Annotated in this window: 20 protein-coding genes; 13 read left to right on the top strand and 7 right to left on the bottom strand. The window is 72.8% G+C overall.

Annotated elements, in window-relative coordinates; genetic code table 11:
• Positions 1–50: 50 nt before the first annotated feature.
• Positions 51–1325, bottom strand: coding sequence for an MFS transporter (locus tag ABZZ04_RS36555; protein ID WP_356936553.1), 1275 nt, complete (start codon positions 1323–1325; stop codon positions 51–53).
• Positions 1326–1414: 89 nt separating this feature from the next.
• Between ABZZ04_RS36555 and ABZZ04_RS36550 the strand changes: the two genes are divergently transcribed.
• Positions 1415–2392, top strand: coding sequence for a winged helix-turn-helix domain-containing protein (locus ABZZ04_RS36550; protein ID WP_356936552.1), 978 nt, complete (start codon positions 1415–1417; stop codon positions 2390–2392).
• Positions 2393–2734: 342 nt separating this feature from the next.
• On the opposite strand, the gene ABZZ04_RS36545 is transcribed toward ABZZ04_RS36550, so the two are convergent.
• Positions 2735–3754, bottom strand: a complete 1020-nt coding sequence (locus ABZZ04_RS36545; protein ID WP_356936551.1) for a proline racemase family protein — start codon at positions 3752–3754, stop codon at positions 2735–2737.
• A 310-nt stretch (positions 3755–4064) separates the two neighbouring features.
• On the opposite strand from ABZZ04_RS36545, the gene ABZZ04_RS36540 reads away from it, so the two are divergent.
• Positions 4065–4418, top strand: coding sequence for a hypothetical protein (locus ABZZ04_RS36540; protein WP_356936550.1), 354 nt, complete (start codon positions 4065–4067; stop codon positions 4416–4418).
• Between the two features lie 327 nt (positions 4419–4745).
• Here ABZZ04_RS36540 and ABZZ04_RS36535 read toward each other — a convergent pair whose 3' ends face one another.
• A complete protein-coding gene (locus ABZZ04_RS36535) occupies positions 4746–6212 on the bottom strand; it encodes a multicopper oxidase domain-containing protein (protein ID WP_356936549.1) in 1467 nt (488 codons plus the stop codon).
• A 314-nt stretch (positions 6213–6526) separates the two neighbouring features.
• Between ABZZ04_RS36535 and ABZZ04_RS36530 the strand changes: the two genes are divergently transcribed.
• The 3 genes from ABZZ04_RS36530 (at position 6527) to ABZZ04_RS36520 (ending at position 9260) form a co-directional block, all read left to right on the top strand.
• Positions 6527–7651, top strand: a complete 1125-nt coding sequence (locus tag ABZZ04_RS36530; protein WP_356936548.1) for a sensor histidine kinase — start codon at positions 6527–6529, stop codon at positions 7649–7651.
• Positions 7648–8298, top strand: a complete 651-nt coding sequence (locus ABZZ04_RS36525; RefSeq protein WP_356936547.1) for a response regulator transcription factor — start codon at positions 7648–7650, stop codon at positions 8296–8298. Before ABZZ04_RS36530 ends, ABZZ04_RS36525 begins: the two co-directional genes overlap by 4 nt.
• A gap of 224 nt (positions 8299–8522) precedes the next feature.
• Positions 8523–9260 carry an alpha/beta hydrolase gene (locus ABZZ04_RS36520; protein WP_356936546.1) on the top strand — a complete coding sequence of 246 codons (738 nt, stop codon included), beginning with the start codon at positions 8523–8525 and terminating at the stop codon, positions 9258–9260.
• 192 nt (positions 9261–9452) lie between these two features.
• Here the strand turns inward: ABZZ04_RS36520 and ABZZ04_RS36515 are convergent, their stop codons facing one another.
• Complete coding sequence (locus tag ABZZ04_RS36515) at positions 9453–9995, bottom strand: hypothetical protein (protein WP_356936545.1); 543 nt, start codon at positions 9993–9995, stop codon at positions 9453–9455.
• Positions 9996–10190: 195 nt separating this feature from the next.
• Here ABZZ04_RS36515 and ABZZ04_RS36510 point away from each other — a divergent pair, with 195 nt between their 5' ends.
• Both ABZZ04_RS36510 and ABZZ04_RS36505 read left to right on the top strand, forming a co-directional pair.
• Entirely contained in the window at positions 10191–10952 is a 762-nt protein-coding gene (locus ABZZ04_RS36510) for an SDR family oxidoreductase (RefSeq protein ID WP_356936544.1), read from the top strand.
• A gap of 26 nt (positions 10953–10978) precedes the next feature.
• The gene (locus ABZZ04_RS36505) at positions 10979–11341 is read left to right on the top strand and encodes a MerR family transcriptional regulator (RefSeq protein ID WP_356936565.1); all 363 of its coding nucleotides are present in this window, start codon (positions 10979–10981) and stop codon (positions 11339–11341) included.
• A 108-nt stretch (positions 11342–11449) separates the two neighbouring features.
• Here the strand turns inward: ABZZ04_RS36505 and ABZZ04_RS36500 are convergent, their stop codons facing one another.
• The 3 genes from ABZZ04_RS36500 to ABZZ04_RS36490 are packed head-to-tail and all read right to left on the bottom strand — an operon-like array spanning position 11450 to position 15267.
• Positions 11450–12907, bottom strand: coding sequence for a carboxylesterase family protein (locus ABZZ04_RS36500; protein WP_356936543.1), 1458 nt, complete (start codon positions 12905–12907; stop codon positions 11450–11452).
• Positions 12904–13935: an alpha/beta hydrolase gene (locus tag ABZZ04_RS36495; protein WP_356936542.1), complete on the bottom strand. Its 1032-nt coding sequence runs from the start codon at positions 13933–13935 to the stop codon at positions 12904–12906. The genes ABZZ04_RS36500 and ABZZ04_RS36495 overlap by 4 nt, the downstream gene beginning before the upstream one ends.
• A 12-nt stretch (positions 13936–13947) precedes the next feature.
• On the bottom strand, positions 13948–15267 hold the full coding sequence (locus ABZZ04_RS36490) for a lipase (RefSeq protein WP_356936541.1): 1320 nt from the start codon (positions 15265–15267) through the stop codon (positions 13948–13950).
• Between the two features lie 304 nt (positions 15268–15571).
• Here ABZZ04_RS36490 and ABZZ04_RS36485 point away from each other — a divergent pair, with 304 nt between their 5' ends.
• The 6 genes from ABZZ04_RS36485 (at position 15572) to ABZZ04_RS36460 (ending at position 20654) form a co-directional block, all read left to right on the top strand.
• Positions 15572–16459, top strand: coding sequence for an acyl-CoA thioester hydrolase/BAAT C-terminal domain-containing protein (locus ABZZ04_RS36485; protein ID WP_356936540.1), 888 nt, complete (start codon positions 15572–15574; stop codon positions 16457–16459).
• 22 nt (positions 16460–16481) lie between these two features.
• Positions 16482–17096, top strand: coding sequence for a hypothetical protein (locus tag ABZZ04_RS36480; RefSeq protein WP_356936539.1), 615 nt, complete (start codon positions 16482–16484; stop codon positions 17094–17096).
• A gap of 15 nt (positions 17097–17111) precedes the next feature.
• The gene (locus tag ABZZ04_RS36475; protein ID WP_356936538.1) at positions 17112–17426 is read left to right on the top strand and encodes a hypothetical protein; all 315 of its coding nucleotides are present in this window, start codon (positions 17112–17114) and stop codon (positions 17424–17426) included.
• A 282-nt stretch (positions 17427–17708) separates the two neighbouring features.
• Positions 17709–18656: a hypothetical protein gene (locus ABZZ04_RS36470; RefSeq protein WP_356936537.1), complete on the top strand. Its 948-nt coding sequence runs from the start codon at positions 17709–17711 to the stop codon at positions 18654–18656.
• A 108-nt stretch (positions 18657–18764) separates the two neighbouring features.
• Entirely contained in the window at positions 18765–19295 is a 531-nt protein-coding gene (locus ABZZ04_RS36465; RefSeq protein WP_148832095.1) for a carboxymuconolactone decarboxylase family protein, read from the top strand.
• An 81-nt stretch (positions 19296–19376) separates the two neighbouring features.
• A complete protein-coding gene (locus tag ABZZ04_RS36460) occupies positions 19377–20654 on the top strand; it encodes an MFS transporter (protein ID WP_356936536.1) in 1278 nt (425 codons plus the stop codon).
• The last annotated feature ends 129 nt before the right edge of the window (positions 20655–20783 follow it).

The raw sequence follows: 20783 nt of genomic DNA, 5'->3' as shown, positions 1-20783 counted from the left end.
GTGGACTCAAGATTCCGGACGCGGTCCGCAACGGCCGGCAGTGCCGAGGCTCAGGACCCCTTTGAACGGTCCGGGACGGGTGACGGGGATGCGGGCGGGTGCCAGGTGAGAATCCAGCCGGCCGTGAGCGCCGCCGCGCCGCCTGCCAGGGCGATCGCGCCGCCCGTTCCGATGCCTGCGGCCACCGGGCCGAAGCAGGCCGGCCCGACGCCCTGGAGCGTCATGCTGCCGGAGCCGAGCAGACCGAAGGCCTGGCCCTGGCCATCCTGCGGCAGGGCGTCCAGGAACGGCCGTTGCAGGCCGAGACCGTAGGCGAATCCGAAGCCGCAGAGCAGCAGCAGACAGGACGAGACGCCCACGCCGGGCTCGGCGGCGAAGCCGACCAGCGGCAGTCCCATCAGCGCAATCAACGGGACTACCAGTCGCTCCCGGGCGGGTGGCCGCAGCAGCCGCCCCACCAGCAGGTCGCCGACAAGCATGCCGACCGGAAGACAGCCCATCAGCACCGCGTACCGGCCGGGCGCGAAATGGCGTCCTCCCGCGTAGGCGACGATCAGGCCTTCCGCGCCCGCCACGAACGCGGGCGGTAGCCACTGGGCCAGCATCAGCCGTCGCACCGTGCGTCGGCGCAGCAGCAGGACGGCACCGTGCAGGCTTGCCCGGACGGCCCCGCCGTCGCCCCGAGCGCTGCCGGGTGTGCCGCCGCACTCTCCCGGCTGCAACCGGGGCAGCCGGATGCGGATGGCGAGTGCGCAGCCGAGGTGGAGGGCGGCGCTCACCGCGAGCGCCCCGTGCGCGCCGAGTACCGCGACGACCGCGCCTCCCAGCGCCAGACCGAACAATTGCGCACCGGAAGCGGCGATGTTGTTCAGCGAACGGCCCAGTACGTAGGCGTCGCCCTCCAGCCACTGCGCGACCAGCCGACTCGACGCGCCGCTGAACACCGGTGTGGCGAGGGCGACCAGCGCCATGACACCGAGGCTTGCCGCGATCGGCATCCGCACCAGCGCGAGCAGCAGGGCGGCGGCACACTCCAGGGCGTAGCCACCTGCGATGAGCGCGCGCGGCGGCAGCCGGTCGGCCAGTGAGCCCAGCAGCAGCGAGCCGAACAACTGCGGGAGGAAGCCGATGCCGAAGGCCAGTGCGCTCAACAGCGCGGAGCCGGTGGACGCGAAGACCAGAACCGAGAACGTGGTGATCCGCAGCGAGCCCGCAGTGACAGCGACGGTGCGGGTCGAGAAGAGCAGCCGGAATCGCGGCTCGGCCAGTACCTCCCGGTAGGTGGCACGGCGGTCGCCCTGCACGGGTTCGGCGGTCGGGATCATGACGCCCAGCCTCGCCGTGCGCCCACGCCACTCACCAATGATTCGTCGCTGGACGAATCGGAGCGGACGTCCCGCAGTAGCATCGCAGGGTGCTCCGCTTCGAAGTCTCCGTCGAGGACCTGCTGCGCAGCCGCTTCGCGCTGTCGCCCGCGCTGGACCTCTGCTTGCTGCTGCGCCTGCTCATCGGCCAGGACCGGTCGCTGCCGCGGGCCTGGGCCACGCGGCTCCTGCCGGCCTTCGAACGGCTTCGCCGCGAGACCGAACTGGACGCCGTCCTCGCTCTGCAGACCCCGCAGGGCGGACCGAACTTCGTCGCCCCGCCTCCGCGCGGCCTCAACCAGACCTGGGCGGACGACCTGGCCATGATCCGGGCCACACCGCTGGAAGCGGCCCGCCACGAGTTCGCCACCACCGCGACCGGCCCGTCCGCCCGTGATCCCCGCGTACGTGCGGTGCTGGAATCGGCGGACGCCGTCCCCAGGATCGCCGAGGCGATGGACCGGGCGTGGCACGAGCTGCTCGCCGCGGACTGGCCGCAACTGCGCGCGATCTGCGAGCGCGATGTCGTGCACCGGGTGGGTGTGATCGGCGAACACGGATGGGCCACGGCCATCGAGAGCCTGCACCCGGGCATCGCCTGGCACGGCGGCGGTATCGAGATCGGCTTCTTCCGAGGCGGAACGGTCCGCCTCGCCGGCGACGGGCTGCTGCTGATCCCTTCGGTCTTCGTCGGGCATGTCGCCGCCCACCTGGAAGACCCCTGGCCCAGGACCTTGGTCTACCGTGCCCGCGGCACCGCCGCCCTGTGGGGCGAACAGGAGACCGTTCCCCAACCGGACGCGCTGACCGCTCTGGTCGGCCGGGCCCGCGCCCGGCTGCTGCTGGCGCTGGACGCCCCGGCCAGTACCAGCCATCTCGCCCGAAGCCTCGCCATGGCACCCGGCGCGGTAGGGGACCACCTCGCCATCCTGCGGAGCGCGGGGCTGCTCGTCCGCGCCCGGTCCGGACGGTCGGTGCTCTACCGGCGCACCCCGCTCGGCGAGGCACTGGTCGCCGGTTCGGGCTGAGGAAGCGGACCAGCACTGCTTTTTGAGGCGCCGTCGGCAGACGATCGCGCGGCCGACGGCCTGACCTGGGGCGAGGTGCCGAGCTTCCGTCTGGTCATGCTCCTGATGAGGCTGGACCGTACGTACGCCCTTCCCCGATGGCTGCCGGGTGCTCGGCATGCTCCTGGACAACGGCTTCCGGGGGCTGCACCGACCGCCGGGTGCGACGGCTGTTCGCCGCGTCCTGGCCGCTCGTCCGGGCCGGCAACGGCGGAAGGGGAACGGCGCGAAGGGACCGTACCGCCGGTCCCTTCGCGCCGCCGGTCCCTTCGCGCCGCCTGCCGTACGCGCCCGTCCGGTCGGCTACCGCAGGACGAAACCGGTGCCGAGGTCGTCCGCGGGATCGAGCTCGAAGTGGTGCTCGCCGGTCCGGTACGCCGTCCCCGTGACCTCCGCGACGACGGCGGGGCGGTCGTGGGCGGTCAGTTCCTCGACGATCCGCGCGTGGAAGCGGGTGCCGACGATCGAGTCGTGGACGAGGGTCCGGCCCGGTTCGAGGCGACCGGCCGCCGCGAGCACGGCGACGCGGGAGCAGGTGCCCGAGCCGCACGGGGACCGGTCGACCTGGCCGTCGGCGAAGACGGTGACGTTGCGCTGGTGCGGGTTGCCGTCCTCGTCGTCGCCGAGGTCGTCGTACAGGATGGTTCCGTAGATGCCGCTGAGGCGGTCGTCGGCGGGGTGCCGGGCGTACTCGGTGTCGTTCAGCGCCCATTTGACCTCGCGCCCGATCGAGATGAGGTCGGAGTAGTGCTCGGGGGCGACGGCCAGTCCCACCGAGGCCGCGTCCAGATGCGCGTAGATGGCGCCGCCGTAGGCGATGTCGACGACGACGTCCCCGCGGGACGTGGCGACGGTGACGCGTTCGGCGAGCCGGTAGCCGGGGACGTTGACGAAGTCGACACCGGTGATCCGCTCGCCCTCGGTGCGCACGCGCAGGGTGACCCGGCCCGAGGGCACGTCGATGACGACCGTGGTGACGCCGGAGGGGTCACGGGCGACGCGGCCGGTCTGCACGGCCCAGACGGCGAGCGCGATGGAGCCGTGGCCGCAGGCCGTCGAGAAGCCGTCCTTGTGCCAGAACAGCACGCCGAAGTGGGCGCCCTCGTCGTCGGGCGGGGTGATGAAACCGCCGTACATGTCGGCGTGCCCGCGGGGTTCGAAGCACAGCAGCTTGCGCAGGCCGTCCACATCGGGGTCGCCGATGGCGAACATCCGGCGCTCGGCGACGGTGGCCCCCTCGATGGCGGCCGGCGGCTCGGGGACGATGCGGAACGGTTCGCCACCGGTGTGGTAGTCGACGGTGCGTACCTGGCGGATGGTCATGAGGTCCTCCTCGATCCGGACGCCGATGCCGCGCCGGCCCTCGGGCACGGCGAGGTCGTCCGGGCGGGCCGCGCCGCTCCCTCGCCGCCGTTCGGCGGCGGCTTCCGGACGATATCCCGCACCGGGTGCACCCGGTGCCCGGAAGTGCCACTGGCACGGATCGGCCGGAGTCCGGACCGGGCCACCACCGCGCACGGGCCCGGTACCGTACGCCGCCCGCCCGGCTCTGCCCGGTGCCCCGTCCCGGCTGTCGGACCCGAACCATAGGGTGGGGTTTCCCGGCCCGGCCGACATTCGGGAGGAACAGGGCATGGAATCAGCCACCGCACGGTTCATCGAGGAGTCCACGGCCCTGCCGCCCGCGGCGCTCGCCGCGCTGTACGAGGACTCCCTCGACCGCTGGAGCTCCGGCGGTCGCGACGCCAGCCGCGCGACCAGGGTCTCCGCGTCGGAGAACTCCGCGATCGAACGCGCCGTCAGCACCGCCCTCCGCCGTCGCACCGACGAACTGGACGCCTTCCGGCCGGACCTCCGCTTCGACGTCAAACCCACCTGCGCGATCGCCGCGCGCGCCGTCTGCAAGCGCGCGAAACTGACGGAGGACCAGTACCGGGTGCTGCTGGACCCGTTCGCGGCGGCAGGGGTCACGGTCCCGCGACGGTGAGCACGGGAACCGGGGCGGCCACCCTGGTGGGACGTACGGGGGAGCGCCGCCGCGTCCCCCTCCCGCGACGGCTGTCCGCGCCTGTCCGACGCGACCGGGGTACGGCGGGGCGGGATCTCCCAGGAGACCGCCGACACCCCGCGGTGAGAGGCGGTCTTCGTGTGCGCGCCGCCGGTCCCGGCCGCGGGCGCGTGGATGAACGCACCGGTCGTGCCGGCGGTGCGGCCGGGGCCGTTCCCCCTGGTCCGGTGGGGAGTGCGCCGCCCCCGGCGTGGTGCCGGACGGCACGCCCGCCCACCGGGGCATCCGGCCCGAAGGGCCCGGCGGTCAGTGGTGACCGGTGCGACCGCTCGGGTCCAGACGGCGCGGGGTGGTGTCCTCGGTGCCCGGGGGGACGATGACGAACTGCCCCATCATGCCCTTGTCCTCGTGCTTGAGGATGTGGCAGTGGTACATGTACGGGTTCTTCGGATCGGTGTGGCGGCCGAACTCGACGGCCACCCGGACCTTCGTCTTGCCGGGTACGTAGACGGTGTCCTTCGGGCCGCGCAGATGTGCCGGCGGCCGGTCCCCGTCGATGTCGAGTATCCGGAAGACGACCTCGTGGATGTGGAAGTTGTGGGAGAAGGTGATGTTGTCCAGCTCCCAGGTCTCACGGGCACCCGCCGGTACGACCTCGTCGATACGGGTCAGGTCCATGGGCTCGTCGTTGATGTGCGAGCCGTACAGCGTGAATGTGCGGGTCCGGTCGCCCTCGGCGGGCGGGGCGAGGGCCGCGAGCCGGGCGGGCAGCGGGGCGGAGGGGGCGAGCCGCGGGGCGGCCGTCAGCTTCAGCAGGTCGTAGCTGCCGTCCTCGATCTCGTCCCCGCCCGGGAACCCCTTGAGCAGGACGTCCTCACCGGCCCCGAAGGAGGCGACGATCTCGAAACGCTCGCCGGGGCTGATCCGGACCCGGCGCACGGCCACCGGCCGGGGGAGCAGCCCGGCGTCGCCCGCCACGACGTGGAACTCCCGTTCGTCCGCGAAACCGACGGTGAAGACGTGCGCGTTGGAGCCGTTGAGCAGCCGGAACCGCACCCGGCTCGTCGTCACCCGGAAGAACGGGTCGTAGGTGCCGTTGACCAGGACGTCGTCGCCGAGCGGACCGAACGTGCCGCCGAAGTCCTCGTCCAGCTCGCCGTCCTCGGTGAACTTCCGGTCCTGGATGATCAGGGGGACGTCGTCCTTCCCGTAGGCGCGGGGCAGCCCCGCGCCACCGGCGCCGTTCGTGGCATCGGTCCCGTCGTCGAGGAGGAACATCCCCGCGAGGCCCCGGTAGACGTGGACGGCGGTCCTGCCGTGCGGGTGGGGGTGGTACCAGGTGGTGGCGGCGGGCTGGTCGACGGTCCACTCCGGGGACCAGGTGGCGCCCGGTTCCACCATCTGGTGCGGGCCGCCGTCCATCACCGCGGGCAGCCGCATGCCGTGCCAGTGCAGGGTGCTGGCCTCGCCCAGCGCGTTGGTCACGGACATCGCGACGCGGTCGCCGCGCCGGGCACGGAGCGTGGGGCCGAGGTGGGCGCCGTTGATGCCCCAGGTCCTGGCCCGCCTGCCGGGCAGCAGCTCGCTGCGCCCCTCCTGCAGACGCAGTGCGAAGCGCCGTACTCCGTCGGGGCCGGGCCGGGGGTCGAGGACCGGCGGGATGCGCAACGGATTGCGGAACGAGAGGGTGCCCTCGTTCCCCTCCGCGCCGCCGCATCCGGTCAGCGCCAGTCCCGCGAGTCCGGTCAGGGCCAGGAAGCTGCGTCGTCTCATGGCCCGGAATCCTGCGGGAGGCACGGGGCGGAGTCGTCGGCCCGGAACGGCAACCACGGCGTACACCCGGGGCGGCAGCGTCATCCCGGGGCGGTACGGGAAGGTGCCACCGCCCGGCCGACGCGGCGACGGCGGCCCGTCCGACAGGCTGACCCCCATGGACCGACACCCTCCCCCCGTGGCCCCGAAGGATCAACCTCCCTTCGGCGCACACCCGTTGGTGACCCGGGGCCGTGCCCCGAACAATGACAGGATGTTCGCGGCGCGGGGGGACGCGCGCCCTGGTGGCGGTACGGGGGCGGAGGGACCGGAACGTGATACGAGCGGGTGATGTCGCGGTGGGGGCCGGGCTGGTGCTCGTCGTCCTCGCCGGGGGCCTGCTGGAACTGGGCCCGCCCGGCCCGTCCGGCCCCATGGGCCCGGGAGCCGTCGTCCTCGCCGTCGTGGCGGGCGTCGCGACCGCCCTGCGGAGGCGGTTCCCCGCCGGCTGCCTCGCGGTGGCCGACGCGGCCACCTTCGCCTGGTTCCACCTCGGCTACCAGGGCAGGCTCATCACCACCGCCCCGCTGATCGGCTGCTACGCGCTCGCGGCCGGCCGGGGCTGGAGAGCGGGAGTGGCGGGCGGGGTGCTGACCTCCTTGTGCACACTCCTGACCGTCCGGTTCGTACTGAGCGGCGACTGGTTCACCGACCAGGTGTTCAACGCCGTTCCCCTGGTGGCCGCCGCCACCGCGCTCGGCGCGGCCGTGCACTCGCACCGGGCGTTCGCCAGGGGTGCGCGCGACTGGGCGGAACGGCTCGCCGAGGCCCGCTCCGACCAGGCCCGTCGGCAGGCGGCCGAGGAACGCCTGGAGATCGCCCGTGAACTGCACGACGTCTTCGGCCACACGATGGCGGCGATCAGCGTGCAGGCCGGGGTCGCCGTCCATGTGATGCGGCGCCGACCGGAGCAGGCCGCCGAGGCGCTGAACACCATCAAGCGGATCAGCGACGAGGGACTCGCCGAGGTGCACGTGGTGCTCGGCGCGATGCGTTCGGAGAACCTGTGCACCACCACCGGCGGCCTGTCCAGGCTCGACAGACTGCTCGACATCCCGGGGGTGCGGGTCGAGTTGACGCGCACCGGTGAGAACCGGACCGTTCCGGTCACGGTGGACCTCGCCGCGTACCGGATCGTCCAGGAGTCCCTGACCAACGTGCGCCGGCACGCGCATGGCGCCACCCGGGTACGGATCGAGCTGGTTCACGGCGAGCGGCTGCGCATCGTCGTGCGCGACGACGGAAGACCCGGCGGCGCGTCCACGACCGTGGGCGGCAACGGCATCGAGGGCATGCGGGCGCGAGCGGAGAAACTGGGCGGCACGCTCACCGCGGCCCGGACCGCGGACGAGGGATTCGAGGTGCGGTGCGAGCTGCCGATCCGGAAGGACGACACATGATCAAGGTGCTCATCGCCGACGACCAGGCCCTCGTGCGGGGCGGGTTCCGGGTACTGGTCGACAGCGAGCCCGACATGACGGTGGTCGGCGAGGCGGGCGACGGCGCGAGCGCGGCCGAACTCGCCCGCACCACGCACCCGGACGTCGTGCTGATGGACGTCCAGATGCCCGGTGCGGACGGCATCGAGGGCATCCGGCGGATCGTCGCGGACCCGGAGCTCGCCACCGTGCGCATCCTCATCCTCACCACCTTCGACGAGGACCACTACGCCATCGAGGGGCTGAACGCGGGTGCGAGCGGATTCCTGCTCAAGAACACCGACCCGGCCCAGCTCCTGCACGGCGTGCGGGTCGTCGCGGGCGGCGAGGAGCTGCTGTCCCCCGGCCTGACCCGGCGCCTCATCGCCCGGATGACGAAGCCCGTCGCGGTCGACGGCGATGTCTTCGCCCGGCTCACCACCCGCGAACGCGAGGTCGTGGCGCTCGTCGCCCAGGGCATGAGCAACGAGGAGATCACGCGCGAACTCGTCATCAGCCCGGCCACGACCAAGACCCACGTCAGCCGCGCGCTGGCCAAGCTCGACGCCCGCGACCGCGCCCACCTGGTCGCCCTCGCCTACCAGAACGGCCTGATCCGGCCGCACTGACCGCACTGACCGCACCGGTCGCGTCACCGCACCAAAAACGCAGGGGCGCCGGTCCCCGCTGCTCTGCTAGCCTGCCGGAGGCCGTGCGAGAGACCGAGGAGGTGGTACCCGTGAACACATCGACATGGGTGCTCCCCTCAGGGGTCACGGTCGGGCGATAGGTCGTCGCTCGGGAGCGCCGTCATGGAGCACTCCCGAAAGGCACGACCGTGCAATTCACCACCATGCAGTTCACTTTCGAACGACGCCTCGACGACGGCGTCCTCGAACGCGAATTCACTCTCGACGAGATCCCCGGCATCCTGTGGACGCCCGCATCAGCGTCCGCGTCCGCACCGGTGCCGCTGATCCTGCTCGGCCACCCCGGCGGGGTGCGCAGGATGTACCCCCGGCTGGCGGACCGGGCCCGGCACTCCGCGGTGGAGGGCTTCGCCTCGGCCACCATCGAACTGCCCGGGAGCGGCGACCGGCCCCGTTCCGACGTCGCCGAGCAGGCCCGCGCCGATCTGCGCCGGGCGCTGGCGGCCGGTGAGCCGGTCGGCGACGAGATCGTGGACCGGCTCATCCTCCCGCTGGTCGAACAGGCGGTCCCGGAATGGCGGGCCGTACTGGACGCCCTCCTTGCACTGCCCGGGATCGGCGGCCCGGTCGGGTACTCGGGGGGAGTGATCGCCATCGGTACCCGGCTGGCGGCGGTCGAGCCGCGCATCGCGGCCGCCATCCTGTTCGCCGGGAGTTTCGTGCCCCGCGCCACGTTCGAGGAGGCCCGGCAGGTCACCGTTCCGCTGCACGTCCTGCTCCAGTGGGACGACGAGGGGAACGACCGGCAGGCGGCCCTGGACCTGTTCGACGCCTTCGGCTCCGAGGAGAAGACGCTGCACGCCAACATGGGCGGGCACACCGGCGTCCCGAAGTTCGCGGGGGACGCCGCGGCCCAGTTCCTCACCCGGCACCTGAAGTGAGGCCGGGCCGCGGGCTGTAGGCGGCGGCGCCGACCGGAACGCCGCCCGCCGGGCCCGTCCTCGGCGGTCGGCACCCGGGCCGGCACCACGGCCGGTGAACCGGCGGGGCCCGCCCGGGCGGGCCCACGGCCCGGAAGGGCCCGCGACGGCGCCTCCGGGGCCACGACGGGCCCCGGACCCGTCCGGCGCGGCTCAGTCGGTGATGTACCAGTTGCCCTTGAGGTACTCCAGAGTGCTGCTGCCGATCTCGCTGTCGGAGAAGGCGACGGAGGACCTGACCGATGTGGCCGGCATCTCGAACTTGTCGGGCGTGACCATGGTGACGCCCTGCGGGTCGACCGTCGCGGTCCGCAGGGCCTTCTTCTGCGCGGGCGAGATCATCCGGAACGTCACGAGGAACGTCGACGTGCACGGGCCGAACCCCTGGTCCTCCGCCTGCTTCGCGGCGGGCCCGGCCACCTCGCAGACCGTGTCGATGTCCTCACGGCCCACGGCACGGAGGTACTGCTCGTACCGCTGGATCGCGCCCTCCTTCGTCCGGGGCACGGACCGGTCGCCGGCCGGCGGCTTCTCGGAGGGGGCGGACGGGGACGGCTCGGCCGGCGGCTCCTCGGACCGCGCGGACGCGGACGGCTGCGAGGACTTCTCCGGCTTCGCCCCCACGTCGTCCTGCTTCTCCTCCGGACCGCAGGCGCACGCCACCAGCGCCACACCGACCACTACCGCCGCGCTCATCAACGTCCGCGCCTTCATTCCGTCCCCTTCACCGGCCGACAACACGTCAAGAGGTCACGCAGGATCCGGGAGAACGGTTCCCGTGACGACGGCCCTCGGTACCGCGTCCGGCGCACCGGTCGCCGGACGGGCCCCGGGACACCCGCCCGTCGGTGCTTGACCCTGCCGTCGGCGGCAGGGTCGGACGATCACGGCATGGACACCGACACCACACCGCGGTCCGGCAGGACCGTCGTCGTCACCGGGGCCGGCACCGGGATCGGCCGGGCAACCGCACGGGCCTTCGCCGCCGGGGGAGCCCATGTGATCGCGGTCGGCCGACGGGCCGAACCGCTCGACGGGACCGCCGCCGGCCATGAGCGGATCACCCCGCTGACCGCCGACATCACCGCCGCGGGAGAGCCCGAGCGGATCATCCGCACCGCACAGGAACTGCACGGCCGACTGGACGTACTGGTCAACAACGCCGGCATCGTGCGCAGCGGTGCGCTCGGCACCCTCACGCCGGAGACGATCGCCCCGCAGATCGCCACCAACCTGGTCGCACCCGTCCTGCTCTCCCAGGCGGCACTGCCTCTCCTGGAGACGGCCGGCGGGGTGATCGTCAACGTGAGCACATCGGTGGGGCAGCGGGCCTGGCCCGGCAACTCGGTCTACGCGGCGACCAAGACCGCGCTGGAACTGTTGACCCGCAGCTGGGCGGTCGAGCTGGCACCCCGCGGCATCCGGGTGGTCGCGGTCGCCCCCGGGGCGATCGACACCCCGATCGGCGAACACCAGGGCCTGACGCCGGAACAAAGGGTCACGGTGCGCCGCTGGCAGCTCGCCCACACCCCGCTGGACCGTATCGGCCGGCCCGAGGAGGTGGCCTGGGCCGTCACCCGACTCGCCTCGCCCGACGCGTCGTTCGTCACCGGAGTCGTGCTCCCCGTCGACGGCGGTGCCGTCGTGGCGTGATAGGAGTGACGCCGGAGGTGGAACAGGTGAGGATCGGCGAACTGGCCAGGGCGACCGGGACGACTCCCCGTGCCCTGCGGCACTACGAACAGGCCGGACTGATCTCCTCCGAGCGGGCCCACAACGGCTACCGCGTCTACGACGAACGGGCGGTGGTGCGGGTACGCAACATCCGCCACCTGCTGGCCGCCGGACTCGTCCTCGACGACGTGCGGGCCTTTTCCTCCTGCCTGGACGGCGACGTGGCCGCCGCACCGCCGTCGGACGAGGGCCTGCGCATCGCGTCGGAACGGCTGGCGGTCATCGACGAACGGATCGCCGCCCAGACCGAGGCCCGCGACCGACTGGCAGCCGCACTCAGGGAGAAGACCCGGGAACGGGCCGGGTAGAGGACTCGGCAGAGGACCGCAGAGGGTCGAGGACCGGGGCGGGTCGAGGACCGGGGCGGAGCCGGCAACGACCCCGCCCCGGCAAGTCCCTCCGAAGGAAGGGCCCGTTCAGCGCACGCCCTCCCACAGGAGCCGTTCCTGCGCGCGCGGGTCGGCGACCGGGGCGGACGCGAGCGGGGCGGTGAAGGCCATCGTGGTGCGGGTCGCGGTGTCGTACGCCTCCCAACCGGGGTTTCCCGTCCTCGCGAAGGAGACCCACGCCCGGTGCATGGCGTCCGCGAGGGCCCGGGGCGGGCGGTCGCCGAGCAGCGGTGCGTAGGACGGGTCGTCGAGGCGGTCGAAGACGAAGGGCAGTTCCAGGGAGTGGCAGGCGCCGAGGGCCCCGTCGAACCGGGGGGAGCGCCAGCCGAACTCGTACAGGTACGAGTTCGGCACGGACTCGGCGAGGCGGACGGCGGGGATGCGGTAGAACCAGTCGGTCGCCACCGCGGCGAGCAGTTCGCCCGGGGACGCGTCGGGGCGGGCGGCCCGGTAGACGGGCAGGGCCGCGGCCGGATCGAGGCCGTAGGCCGCGGTCGCGGCGAGGAGCGCGGACTCGGGCACGGTGCGGAGGACCCCGGTCGGGACCAGGAAGAGGCGGTACTCCTCCGTGTTGCTGCCGATCAGGAGGTCGACGCCGCAGTCGGGGCCGGGCAGCGCGAGGGCGGGCCGTACCGGTTCGAAGGGCATCAGGTTGAGCACCGCCTCGCCCCAACGGGCCGGGTCGGGGTCGGCGCCCACCTCGGCACGCAACTCCGCCTGGGCAGGGAGGAGTTCCTCCATCGAGACGGCCGCGAGGGCCTCCGGCGTCCGCTCGATGCCCAGTTTCTCCGCCAGGCGGGCCGCCACCAGCGCGGCCGATGACGGGCGCAGGAAGTGGTGGCAGGCCCCGCTCTGCAGGATCGCCCTCCGGAACAGGCCCCGGGCCGCCCCGGTGGTCAGGAGCATGCCGATGCTCATGGCGCCCGCCGACTCGCCGAAGACCGTCACCAGGTCCGGGTCGCCGCCGAAGAAGGCGATGTTGTCCCGGATCCAGCGGAGGGCGGCGATCTGGTCGAGCAGTCCCCGGTTGTCGGGGCGGCCGGGAAGACGAAGGAAACCGTCCGCCCCCAGACGGTAGTTGAGCGTGACGCAGACGACCCCGTCGCGGGCGAAGGCGCTCCCGTCGTACGCGGACGTCGAACCGGAACCGTTGGTGAACGCCCCTCCGTGCAGCCACACCATCACGGGCAGGCCGGCGCCCGGCTCCGGGGCCGGGGTCCAGACGTTGAGGTTCAGGCAGTCCTCACCCTCGATGATGTCGTCCGGGACGAGGACGTCGAAGGGCGGGGCGTACGGAGCGTGCGGCGCCGTCGGGCCGTGGACCGTGGCGTCGCGCACACCCGTCCGGTCCCCGGGCGGGAAGGGTTCCCGGAACCGCCGCGCGCCGAAGGGCGGCGCGGCGTACGGGATGCCGAGGAAGGACGTCACCCCGTCGGGGGAGGTGCGGCCGCGTACCGCCCCCTGCCGGGTGTCGCACACCGTCATGCCGACAGCACCTCCAGCAGCGCCTCGCGGAATTCCTCGGGGCGTTCGAGGTGGACCGCGTGCCCGGCGTCGGCCACCGCGACCTCCCGCACCGTGCCGCCCGAGTCGGCGTAACGGCCCAGGGCATGACGTGTCTGGGCCACCATCGGCTGTGCCGGTGTGCCGTCCCACCCCGGCACGGCGCCGACCGCGCCCAGGTGCGCCAGGTCGAACATCGAGGTGTCCGAGACGATGACGTCGTCCTCGCCCCGGATCCACAGCACCGGCGGCTTGGGGTCGATCAGGTGCAGGTCGTCGATGCGGAAGTGGGTCGGGGCGAGGCAGTTGAGCACGCCCCGGGTGCCGGGCGCGATCCCGGGCCAGTCGGCGGACGCCCGGCTGTCGCCCGGGTAGTGGTCGTCCCCGGTGCGCGTGGTGAGCATGGACTCGACGTACGCGTCCTCGTGCTCGGGGCGCAGCGGCGGTTTGACGTAGCAGGAGGCCAGGACGGAGCGCGGCGAGAACGCGGAGTCCTCGCCCCGGTCGCCCCGGGCCAGCAGCCGCACGAATTCGGGGTTGGCCGTTCCGCCGCCCGATCCGGCCCCGTCCGCGGAGTTGAGGGTTCCGTCCACTCCCCGCGTACCGCCGAAGCCGTAGGGGGAGACCGGGTTGACCAGGGTCAGGGAGCGGACCCGGTCCGGGTGGTCGCGCAGGTACTGCATGACCACGCCGCCGCCCATGGACCAGCCGACCAGGTGCGCCCGGTCGATCCGGAGGGCCGTGAGCAGCGCGGCGAGGTCGTCGGTGTAGTCCCGCAGGCCCCGGGTGGCGTCGACGGGCAGCGGGTCGGTGCCGCCGAAGCCGCGCAGGTCGACGGCGACGGGGCGGTAGCGGTCCGGCAGCCCGCCCAGGGCGGTGTGCCAGAACGCGGAGGAGGAGACGTTGCCGTGGACGAAGACGACGGCCTCGCCCTCGTCACCGTCCCGTGCCTCGGTGATCTGCTGGGTCAGCCGGTCGGTGGCGACCCGGCGGGTGCGGAGCGTGTTCATGTGCGAGGTCCTTCAGGACAGCCAGGCGGCGACCTGGGCGACGGCCGAGGAGTTCCAACCCAGTTCGAGGTGGTTGGCACCGAGGACGGTCTCCCTGCCGCCGACGGTGGGGATGCCCGTGGTGTCGAGCGCGCTGTCGATGAAGACGACACCGTCGCTGGGCCCGCGGTTCTCGTTGAAGATGCCGAGCACGTCCGGTGATCCGCCGGCCAGCAGATACGTCGTGACCGAGGCCGGTACCCCGGCCTCGTGCAGCGGCTCGATCAGCGAACCGGCGTCGATGGCGGCCTGGATGCCGCTGCCGGCGGTGTAGAAGCCCTGGCCGCCGTAGTACGTCGTGTACCAGTCCTGGGCGGCGCCGTCGACCCCGTACTTCCCGTCCCAGCGGGCCAGCATCTGGCGCTGGCCGGGGTAGTTGTCGTACCCGCCGGAGGGCGTCATGGAGAACTCCGGGCGGGCCGTGTACTGCCCGTAGCAGGTCATGTGGGAGTGCGGGGAGGGGGCGTTGACCTTGCCGCCGCACTCCGGCCAGATGGAGAAGTCGTGGGCCCAGCCGTGGGCGTAGGGGTAGTCGTAGCCGCCGTTCGGGCCGCCGAGGGTGATCAGCCGGCGTACGTCCCCGGCGTAGGCCCGCCCCCAACTCGGCTTCACGGACGACACGTACGCGCGGGTCGACATCTCGCCCTTGCTCCAGCCGACCAGGTCCACCTCGTCGACGCCCAGCTTCGCCTTGATGACGGCGATCGCGTCACCGACGACCTGCGCCTGCATGAGGTTGTCGCCCTGCTTGTGCGCGAAGCCGACGGCGAAGACCCGGTGGCCGCGCGCGGAGAGGTACTGCATCAGCCCGGTGGACGGGCAGGCGAGGGCGCCGCAGCCGTAGCCGCCCGACTCGCCCGGGTTGGCCCAGGCCCGGTCCGCGGTGTCGTTCGCGCCGTGCACGAGGAGGACGGGCGTGGTGCGGCTGCCGGTGTTCCAGCCGGGGGCCGAGTAGAGCAGGAACCGGTCCGAGGAGGGGCGGGCCACGCCGCCGAAGTACGTGACGCGCTTGCCGTCCTGGTCGCCGCGACCGTCCGAGGGATAGCCCTCGGTACGGAACCCACTGGTCGTGTCGCGGTAACGCTCGACGCTCTCCCAGCCGTTGGTGACGGTGCCGGACCCGTAACCCGCCTCGCGGGTGAGGTACGGGGGCGGCGCGGCGGAGGCGGCCGTCGTCGCACCGCTCGCGGTGGTGTGCGGTACCACCACGGCCGCCGCGACGACCCCCACCACCGCCATGACCCGGGCGGCGCGCAGCCGCCACCGGTGCCCCGGATCCCGTCTGTCGGCCATGCCCCGGTTCCTTCCGTTCGTGCGCCCGCGGCGCGTCGCCCGATGCCGCCCCGGCACCGGGTGTGCACACGCTAGGCGGACGGACGGGCGGCGGGGCATGTGGGCGCACCACACAAAGGAAAGGGCGTACATGGTCGGCGACTTCACAACCGGGCCCGTACCCGCCGAGCGGCGGGACGGGGGCGGCAGGGCGGAGCGGTGGGGCGGGGCGTCATGTGGGAGACGATGGTGGCGGGCGCGGCGTCATGACGGAGGCGCCCTTGTCCGGGCGGGGGTTTCTGTGGGCCACGACGGCGGGGATCGGATGGACATCGTCGAGCGGGAGCTGACCGATCCCTGGGAGGGCGTTCTGTTCGCTCCCGCCGGCGGCGGTGACGTCGGCGTTCTGGTCCTGGCCGGATCCAGCGGGCGCGTCGAGCGCGAGCGGGCGCGGCTCCTCGCCCGGCAGGGCTTCACGGCCCTGGCGATCCGCTGGTTCGGCGGCTCCGGGCAGCCCCCGGGAATCTGCGAGGTCCCCCTGGAGACCTTCACCGCCGCCGTGGACCTCCTCCGGCTGGGCGGGGCGCGACGCGTCGGAATCCTCGGCACGTCCAAGGGAGCCGAAGCCGCCCTGCTCACGGCGGTGCGCGACCCCCGCGTGGACGTGGTCGTCGCGCTGTCGCCCACCTCGCGGGTCTGGTGCAACGTCGGCCCCGGCCACGACGGGGCGCACCACCCGTACCGCTCGTCCTGGACCTGGCGGGGGCAGCCGCTGCCCTTCGTGCCGATGGACGACTCCTGGACCTCCCCGGAGCCGGACGGCGGCCCCGTCGCCATCCGCGGCTGGTACGAACTGAGCGAGCGGACCTTCGCCCGCTCGCTCCCGGCCGCGGAGATCCCGGTGGAGTCGGCCGCGGCCGATCTGGTCCTGGTCGCGGGCGGGGACGACGCGATGTGGCCGTCGCTCCCCTGTGCCGAGCGACTGGCCCGGCGGCGGCGCTCCGCCGGGGCGACCGTGCGCCTGATCGCCCACGCCGACGCCGGCCACCGACCGCGTCTTCCCGGCGAGGGCCCGGCAGCGGCGTCCCCGCGCTTCGAGCACGGGGGAACCCCCGGGGCCGACGCCCTCCTGGGCCGGACCGCATGGCCCCACATCCTCGACGCGCTCGGCGGCACGGGGCCATCGACGGGGTCGTCCCGGGAATCCGGTTGACGGCGGCCGGAGAATTTCAGGCATGGGAACGGACATCAATGGTTTCGTCGAGTGCCGGGCGTGGCGGCTCCACGAGGACGGTGAGGAGTCGGTCTGGCATGCCGCCATCGACCTCTTCCTCCTCAACATCACCCGGAACTACGACGCGTTCGGCTGTCTCTTCGGGATTCGCAATTACGCCGGTTTCCGCCCTCTGGCCGCGGAACGCGGGCTGCCGCCGGACGCGTCGGACGGGGTCCGGGCGGAGCTGGCCCGGTGGTCGGACCAGGTCTTCGGCATCACCTGGATCACCTGGGCCGAGCTGAGGGCGACCGACTGGACCGAGCCGGCGGAGGACACCGACAGCCGACTCCATCAGTACCGGCGGACGGCCGACGGGCTGGAGTACGTGGGCAAGTCCATGTGGTCCCGGCAGTTCGCCGAAGCCGTCGGTCTCCCCGAACAGGAGATGGGGCGGACCTGGCCCGAGGGCAGCGAGTGGCACATCGGCGACACCGTCTACCGGTCCGAGCGGATGAGCCGCCGCGACGCCGTCGAAGAGGACGGGGAATGGGAGCCGGTCTGGACGGTCATGGAGACGCTCGCCTCGCAGCACGGGGACGACAACGTCCGGCTCGTGGTCTGGTTCGACAACTGAGGGGAGGCGGGTGGCGTGTCGGGAGCGGGTGAGGTCTGGCGGCTGCTGGGGCAGGACGGGTTGATCGGGGAGATCGTGGTCGAGGGGGGCGACTTCCCCTGGCTGTCCGGCCGTTTCGCGGCAGCCCCGGCGTTCGCCGAGTGGAAGCCCCTGTTCGACCGTGAACTCGCGCTGACGGAGGCGGAGGAGTGGGACGAGTGGGAGGCGGTCACCGCCGAGATCCACAACAACCTGAGCCTGGCCGCGCCGGGCGGGCCCGTCGCGGAGTTCCTGCTCCACATCGAGGGCGACCGGGCGTGGTTCCGCTGGAACGCCGAGCCGTTCGAGTAGCCCTCGCCCCGCTGCCGAGGGCCTGACCACGCAGCGGAGGGACGGCGTCCCGGCCGGTGCGCGGCGCCGGGCCGACGGACGGCGCCCGGCCGGGCGGGACGGTACGGATCCGGCCGGGGTCACGTCGGAACGCCCGGCCGGGCCCGTACCGGAACGATCAGTGGACCCCCTCGCGAGATTGAGGTCCTCAAGGCATTCCGGAATACCCCCAGGGGGTATATGGTTGTGATCGTCGTCCTGAAGGGGCAACGCCGGAAGACGCATCACACCCATGGAGATGTCATGAGGAACCACACCGCTCACGACCAGGCCAACCACGGCGGCCACGGCAACCACCAGGGCCACGGTGGACACCAGGGCCACGGCGACCACAGCGCTCATGGTGCTCACGGCGGCCATGGCGACCAGGGTGCTCACGGCGGAGGCCGGCCCGGCGGTCTGTCGGTCTCCGAGAACGGCTACACCCTCGAATTCGACTCGACGATCCTCGCCGCCGGCACGCAGCGGATCGGCTTCCGGGTGCTCGGTCCCGACGGGCTGGCGGTGACCGAGTTCGTGCCCGAGCACGAGAAGGAACTGCACTTCATTGCCGTCCGGCGCGACACGTCCGGGTTCCAGCACGTGCACCCGGTGCGGGACGGGAAGGGCACCTGGAGCGTCGAGCTGACCCTGGAACCGGGGGACTGGAGATTCTTCACCGACATCCACCCGGCCGGCCACGACGGGACCATGACGCTGGGGATCGACGTCGCCGTCGCCGGGGTGTACGACCCGAGGCCGCTCCCCGGGGCCACCGGGGTCGCGCAGATCGGCGAGTACACCGTCGCGCTCGACGGCCGGCTCCTGCCCGGCGAGGCGAGCGAACTGACCCTCACCGTCAGCCGGAACAACCACCCCGTCACCGACCTGCAGCCCTACCTGGCCGCGTACGGGCACCTGGTGGCACTGCGGGTCGGCGACCTGGGCTACCTCCACGTCCACCCGGAGGGCGAGCCCGGTGACGGCGTCACCGCACCGGGACCCGAGATCGCCTTCATGGCCGTCGCGCCCTCGGCCGGCACCTACCGCCTGTACCTGGACTTCCAGCACGACGGCGTCGTACGGACGGCCGAGTTCACGGTACGGACCGCCACGACCGCCCACCACCAGGACCCGGCACCCCGGACCGCGCCCGAGGCCGCTCCCGAGCACGGAAGCCACCACGGCCACGCGCACCACGCGCACCACTGACCACATGGACACCACCGATCGGCCGCCGCGGCACCCGGCACGGCCGAGGGGCACCCGCCCCGCCGTGCCCCGCCGCCCCGGCACCCGCCCCGCACCGGAAGGAGCGTCATGCCACGCCTGACCCGACTCACGCCCGACACGGCGGTCGGAGCCTCGCGCGACCTCCTGGCCGACCTGGTCTCCCGCCATGGCCAAGTCGGTGACATGGTCTCCACGATGGCGCACTCGCCGGCCGTACTGGGCGGATACCTCCAGCTCAGCCGGGCCATGGGACGAGCCAAACTCGACCGCCGGATCAGCGAACGGATCTCGATCGCCGTCCAGGCGCTGCAGGGATGCGGGCTGTGTCTCGACGCGCACGTCGGTGCCGCCCGCGCCATGGGGGTGGACGAGGAGGAGATCGAGCGGGCCCGCACGGGCACCTCGGCGGATCCCGCGATCGCGGCGATCATCGCCCTCGCCCTCCAGGTCCACCGCGAACCGACGTCCATCACCGACGAACAGGTCGACGCCCTGCGTGAGCACGGCTACAGCGACCGTGCGATAGCCGATGTCGTCGGCGTCGTCGCACTGAACGTCCTCACCGGCGCCTTCAACCTGCTCGCCGGTCTCACACCGGGGAGCGACACCGGTGAGTGAAAACACCCCCGCCTGTATTCGCGGGACACGGTCCCCACCCCGGGGCCGTGCCCCGCCGCATGGAAACGGAAGGAACCCGCCATGCGTCTGTTCGCCATCCGCGACTACCGCCATCTGTTCGGCGCCCAGGTCATCGCACTGTTCGGTACCGGGCTGACCACAGTGGCCCTCGGTCTGCTCGCCTACGACCTCGCAGGCCCGAACGCCGGCATGGTGCTCGGCACCGCCCTGACCATCAAGATGGTCATGTACGTGGTCATAGCCCCGCTGGCCGCCGCGTACGTCGACCGGCTCCCCCGAAGAACCCTCCTGGTCCTCCTCGACGTGATCCGGGGCGCGGTGGTCCTGGCACTGCCGCTGGTCACCGAGGTCTGGCACATCTACGTCCTGATCGGCCTGCTCCAGTCCGCCTCCGCGGCGTTCACCCCGACGTTCCAGGCCGTCATCCCCGACATCGTGACCGACGAGTCCGACTACACGCGGGCCCTGTCCGCCTCCCAGGTCGCCTCCACCATGGAGAGCCTGCTCAGCCCGGTGCTGGCAGCCGTCGCCCTGACGTTCATGAGCTTCAACTGGCTGTTCCTGGGCACCTCCGCCGGATTCATCGCCTCCGCCCTGCTCGTCCTGGCGACGCGCATCCCGGACGCCCGCCCCAGCTCCCACACCAGGGCGTGGGACAAGGCGGCCGCGGGCATCAGGACCTTCCTCGGGACGCCGCGGCTGCGCGGCGTCATGGCGCTCAACCTCGTGGTCGCGGCGGCAGGGTCGATCGTCGTCGTCAACACCGTCAACTACATCCGTGACGAGCTCGGCGGCTCCCAGTCGGACGTCGCCTGGATGCTCGCGGCCTCCGGCACCGGAACCCTCCTGGCCGCCCTCGTACTGCCCCGCGTCCTCGACCGGGTCGCCGCCCGCACCATCATGACGACCGGCGCCGGCATCCTCGTCGGCGGCACGACCGCAGCGGTGACGCTCATCGCGGCCGACCTCGCCACCTGGACCGGTACGGCGGTCGTCTGGACCGTGATCGGCATCGGCATGGCACTGATCATCACCCCGACCGGCAAGGTCCTGCGCGCCTCCGTCGGACGGAACGAGATCCCCGAGGCGTTCGCGGCCCAGTTCTCGCTGTCGCACCTGGCCTGGCTGATCACCTACCCCATCGCGGGATGGCTCGGCACGAACGCCGGATTCACCCTCGCCTGGTCCGTCCTCGCGGTCCTCGCCGGTGCGGGCGCGATCGGCGCCCTCCTCCTGTGGCCGCGCCACGACGGACGGGGAGCCGTCGTGACCGGCCCCGCGACGCTCGTCCGGCAGATGCCCGGCAAGGACCGGTCCACCCTGTCCAAGGCCGCGTGAAGCGCCGGGTGCGGAGCTCCGGCGCCCGCGCCGTGCACGGCACGGGCTGTCGCCCCGGACACGAGAAGGCCGTGGACAGGGTGGACCGGTCCTTGCCGGGCATCTGCCGGACGAGCGTCGCGGGGCCGG

The organism is Streptomyces sp. NPDC006435, assembly GCF_040612315.1.
GTDB lineage: Bacteria > Actinomycetota > Actinomycetes > Streptomycetales > Streptomycetaceae > Streptomyces.
Note: the sequence above shows the minus strand (reverse complement) of the source record. Positions and strands in the feature narration are given on the sequence as shown.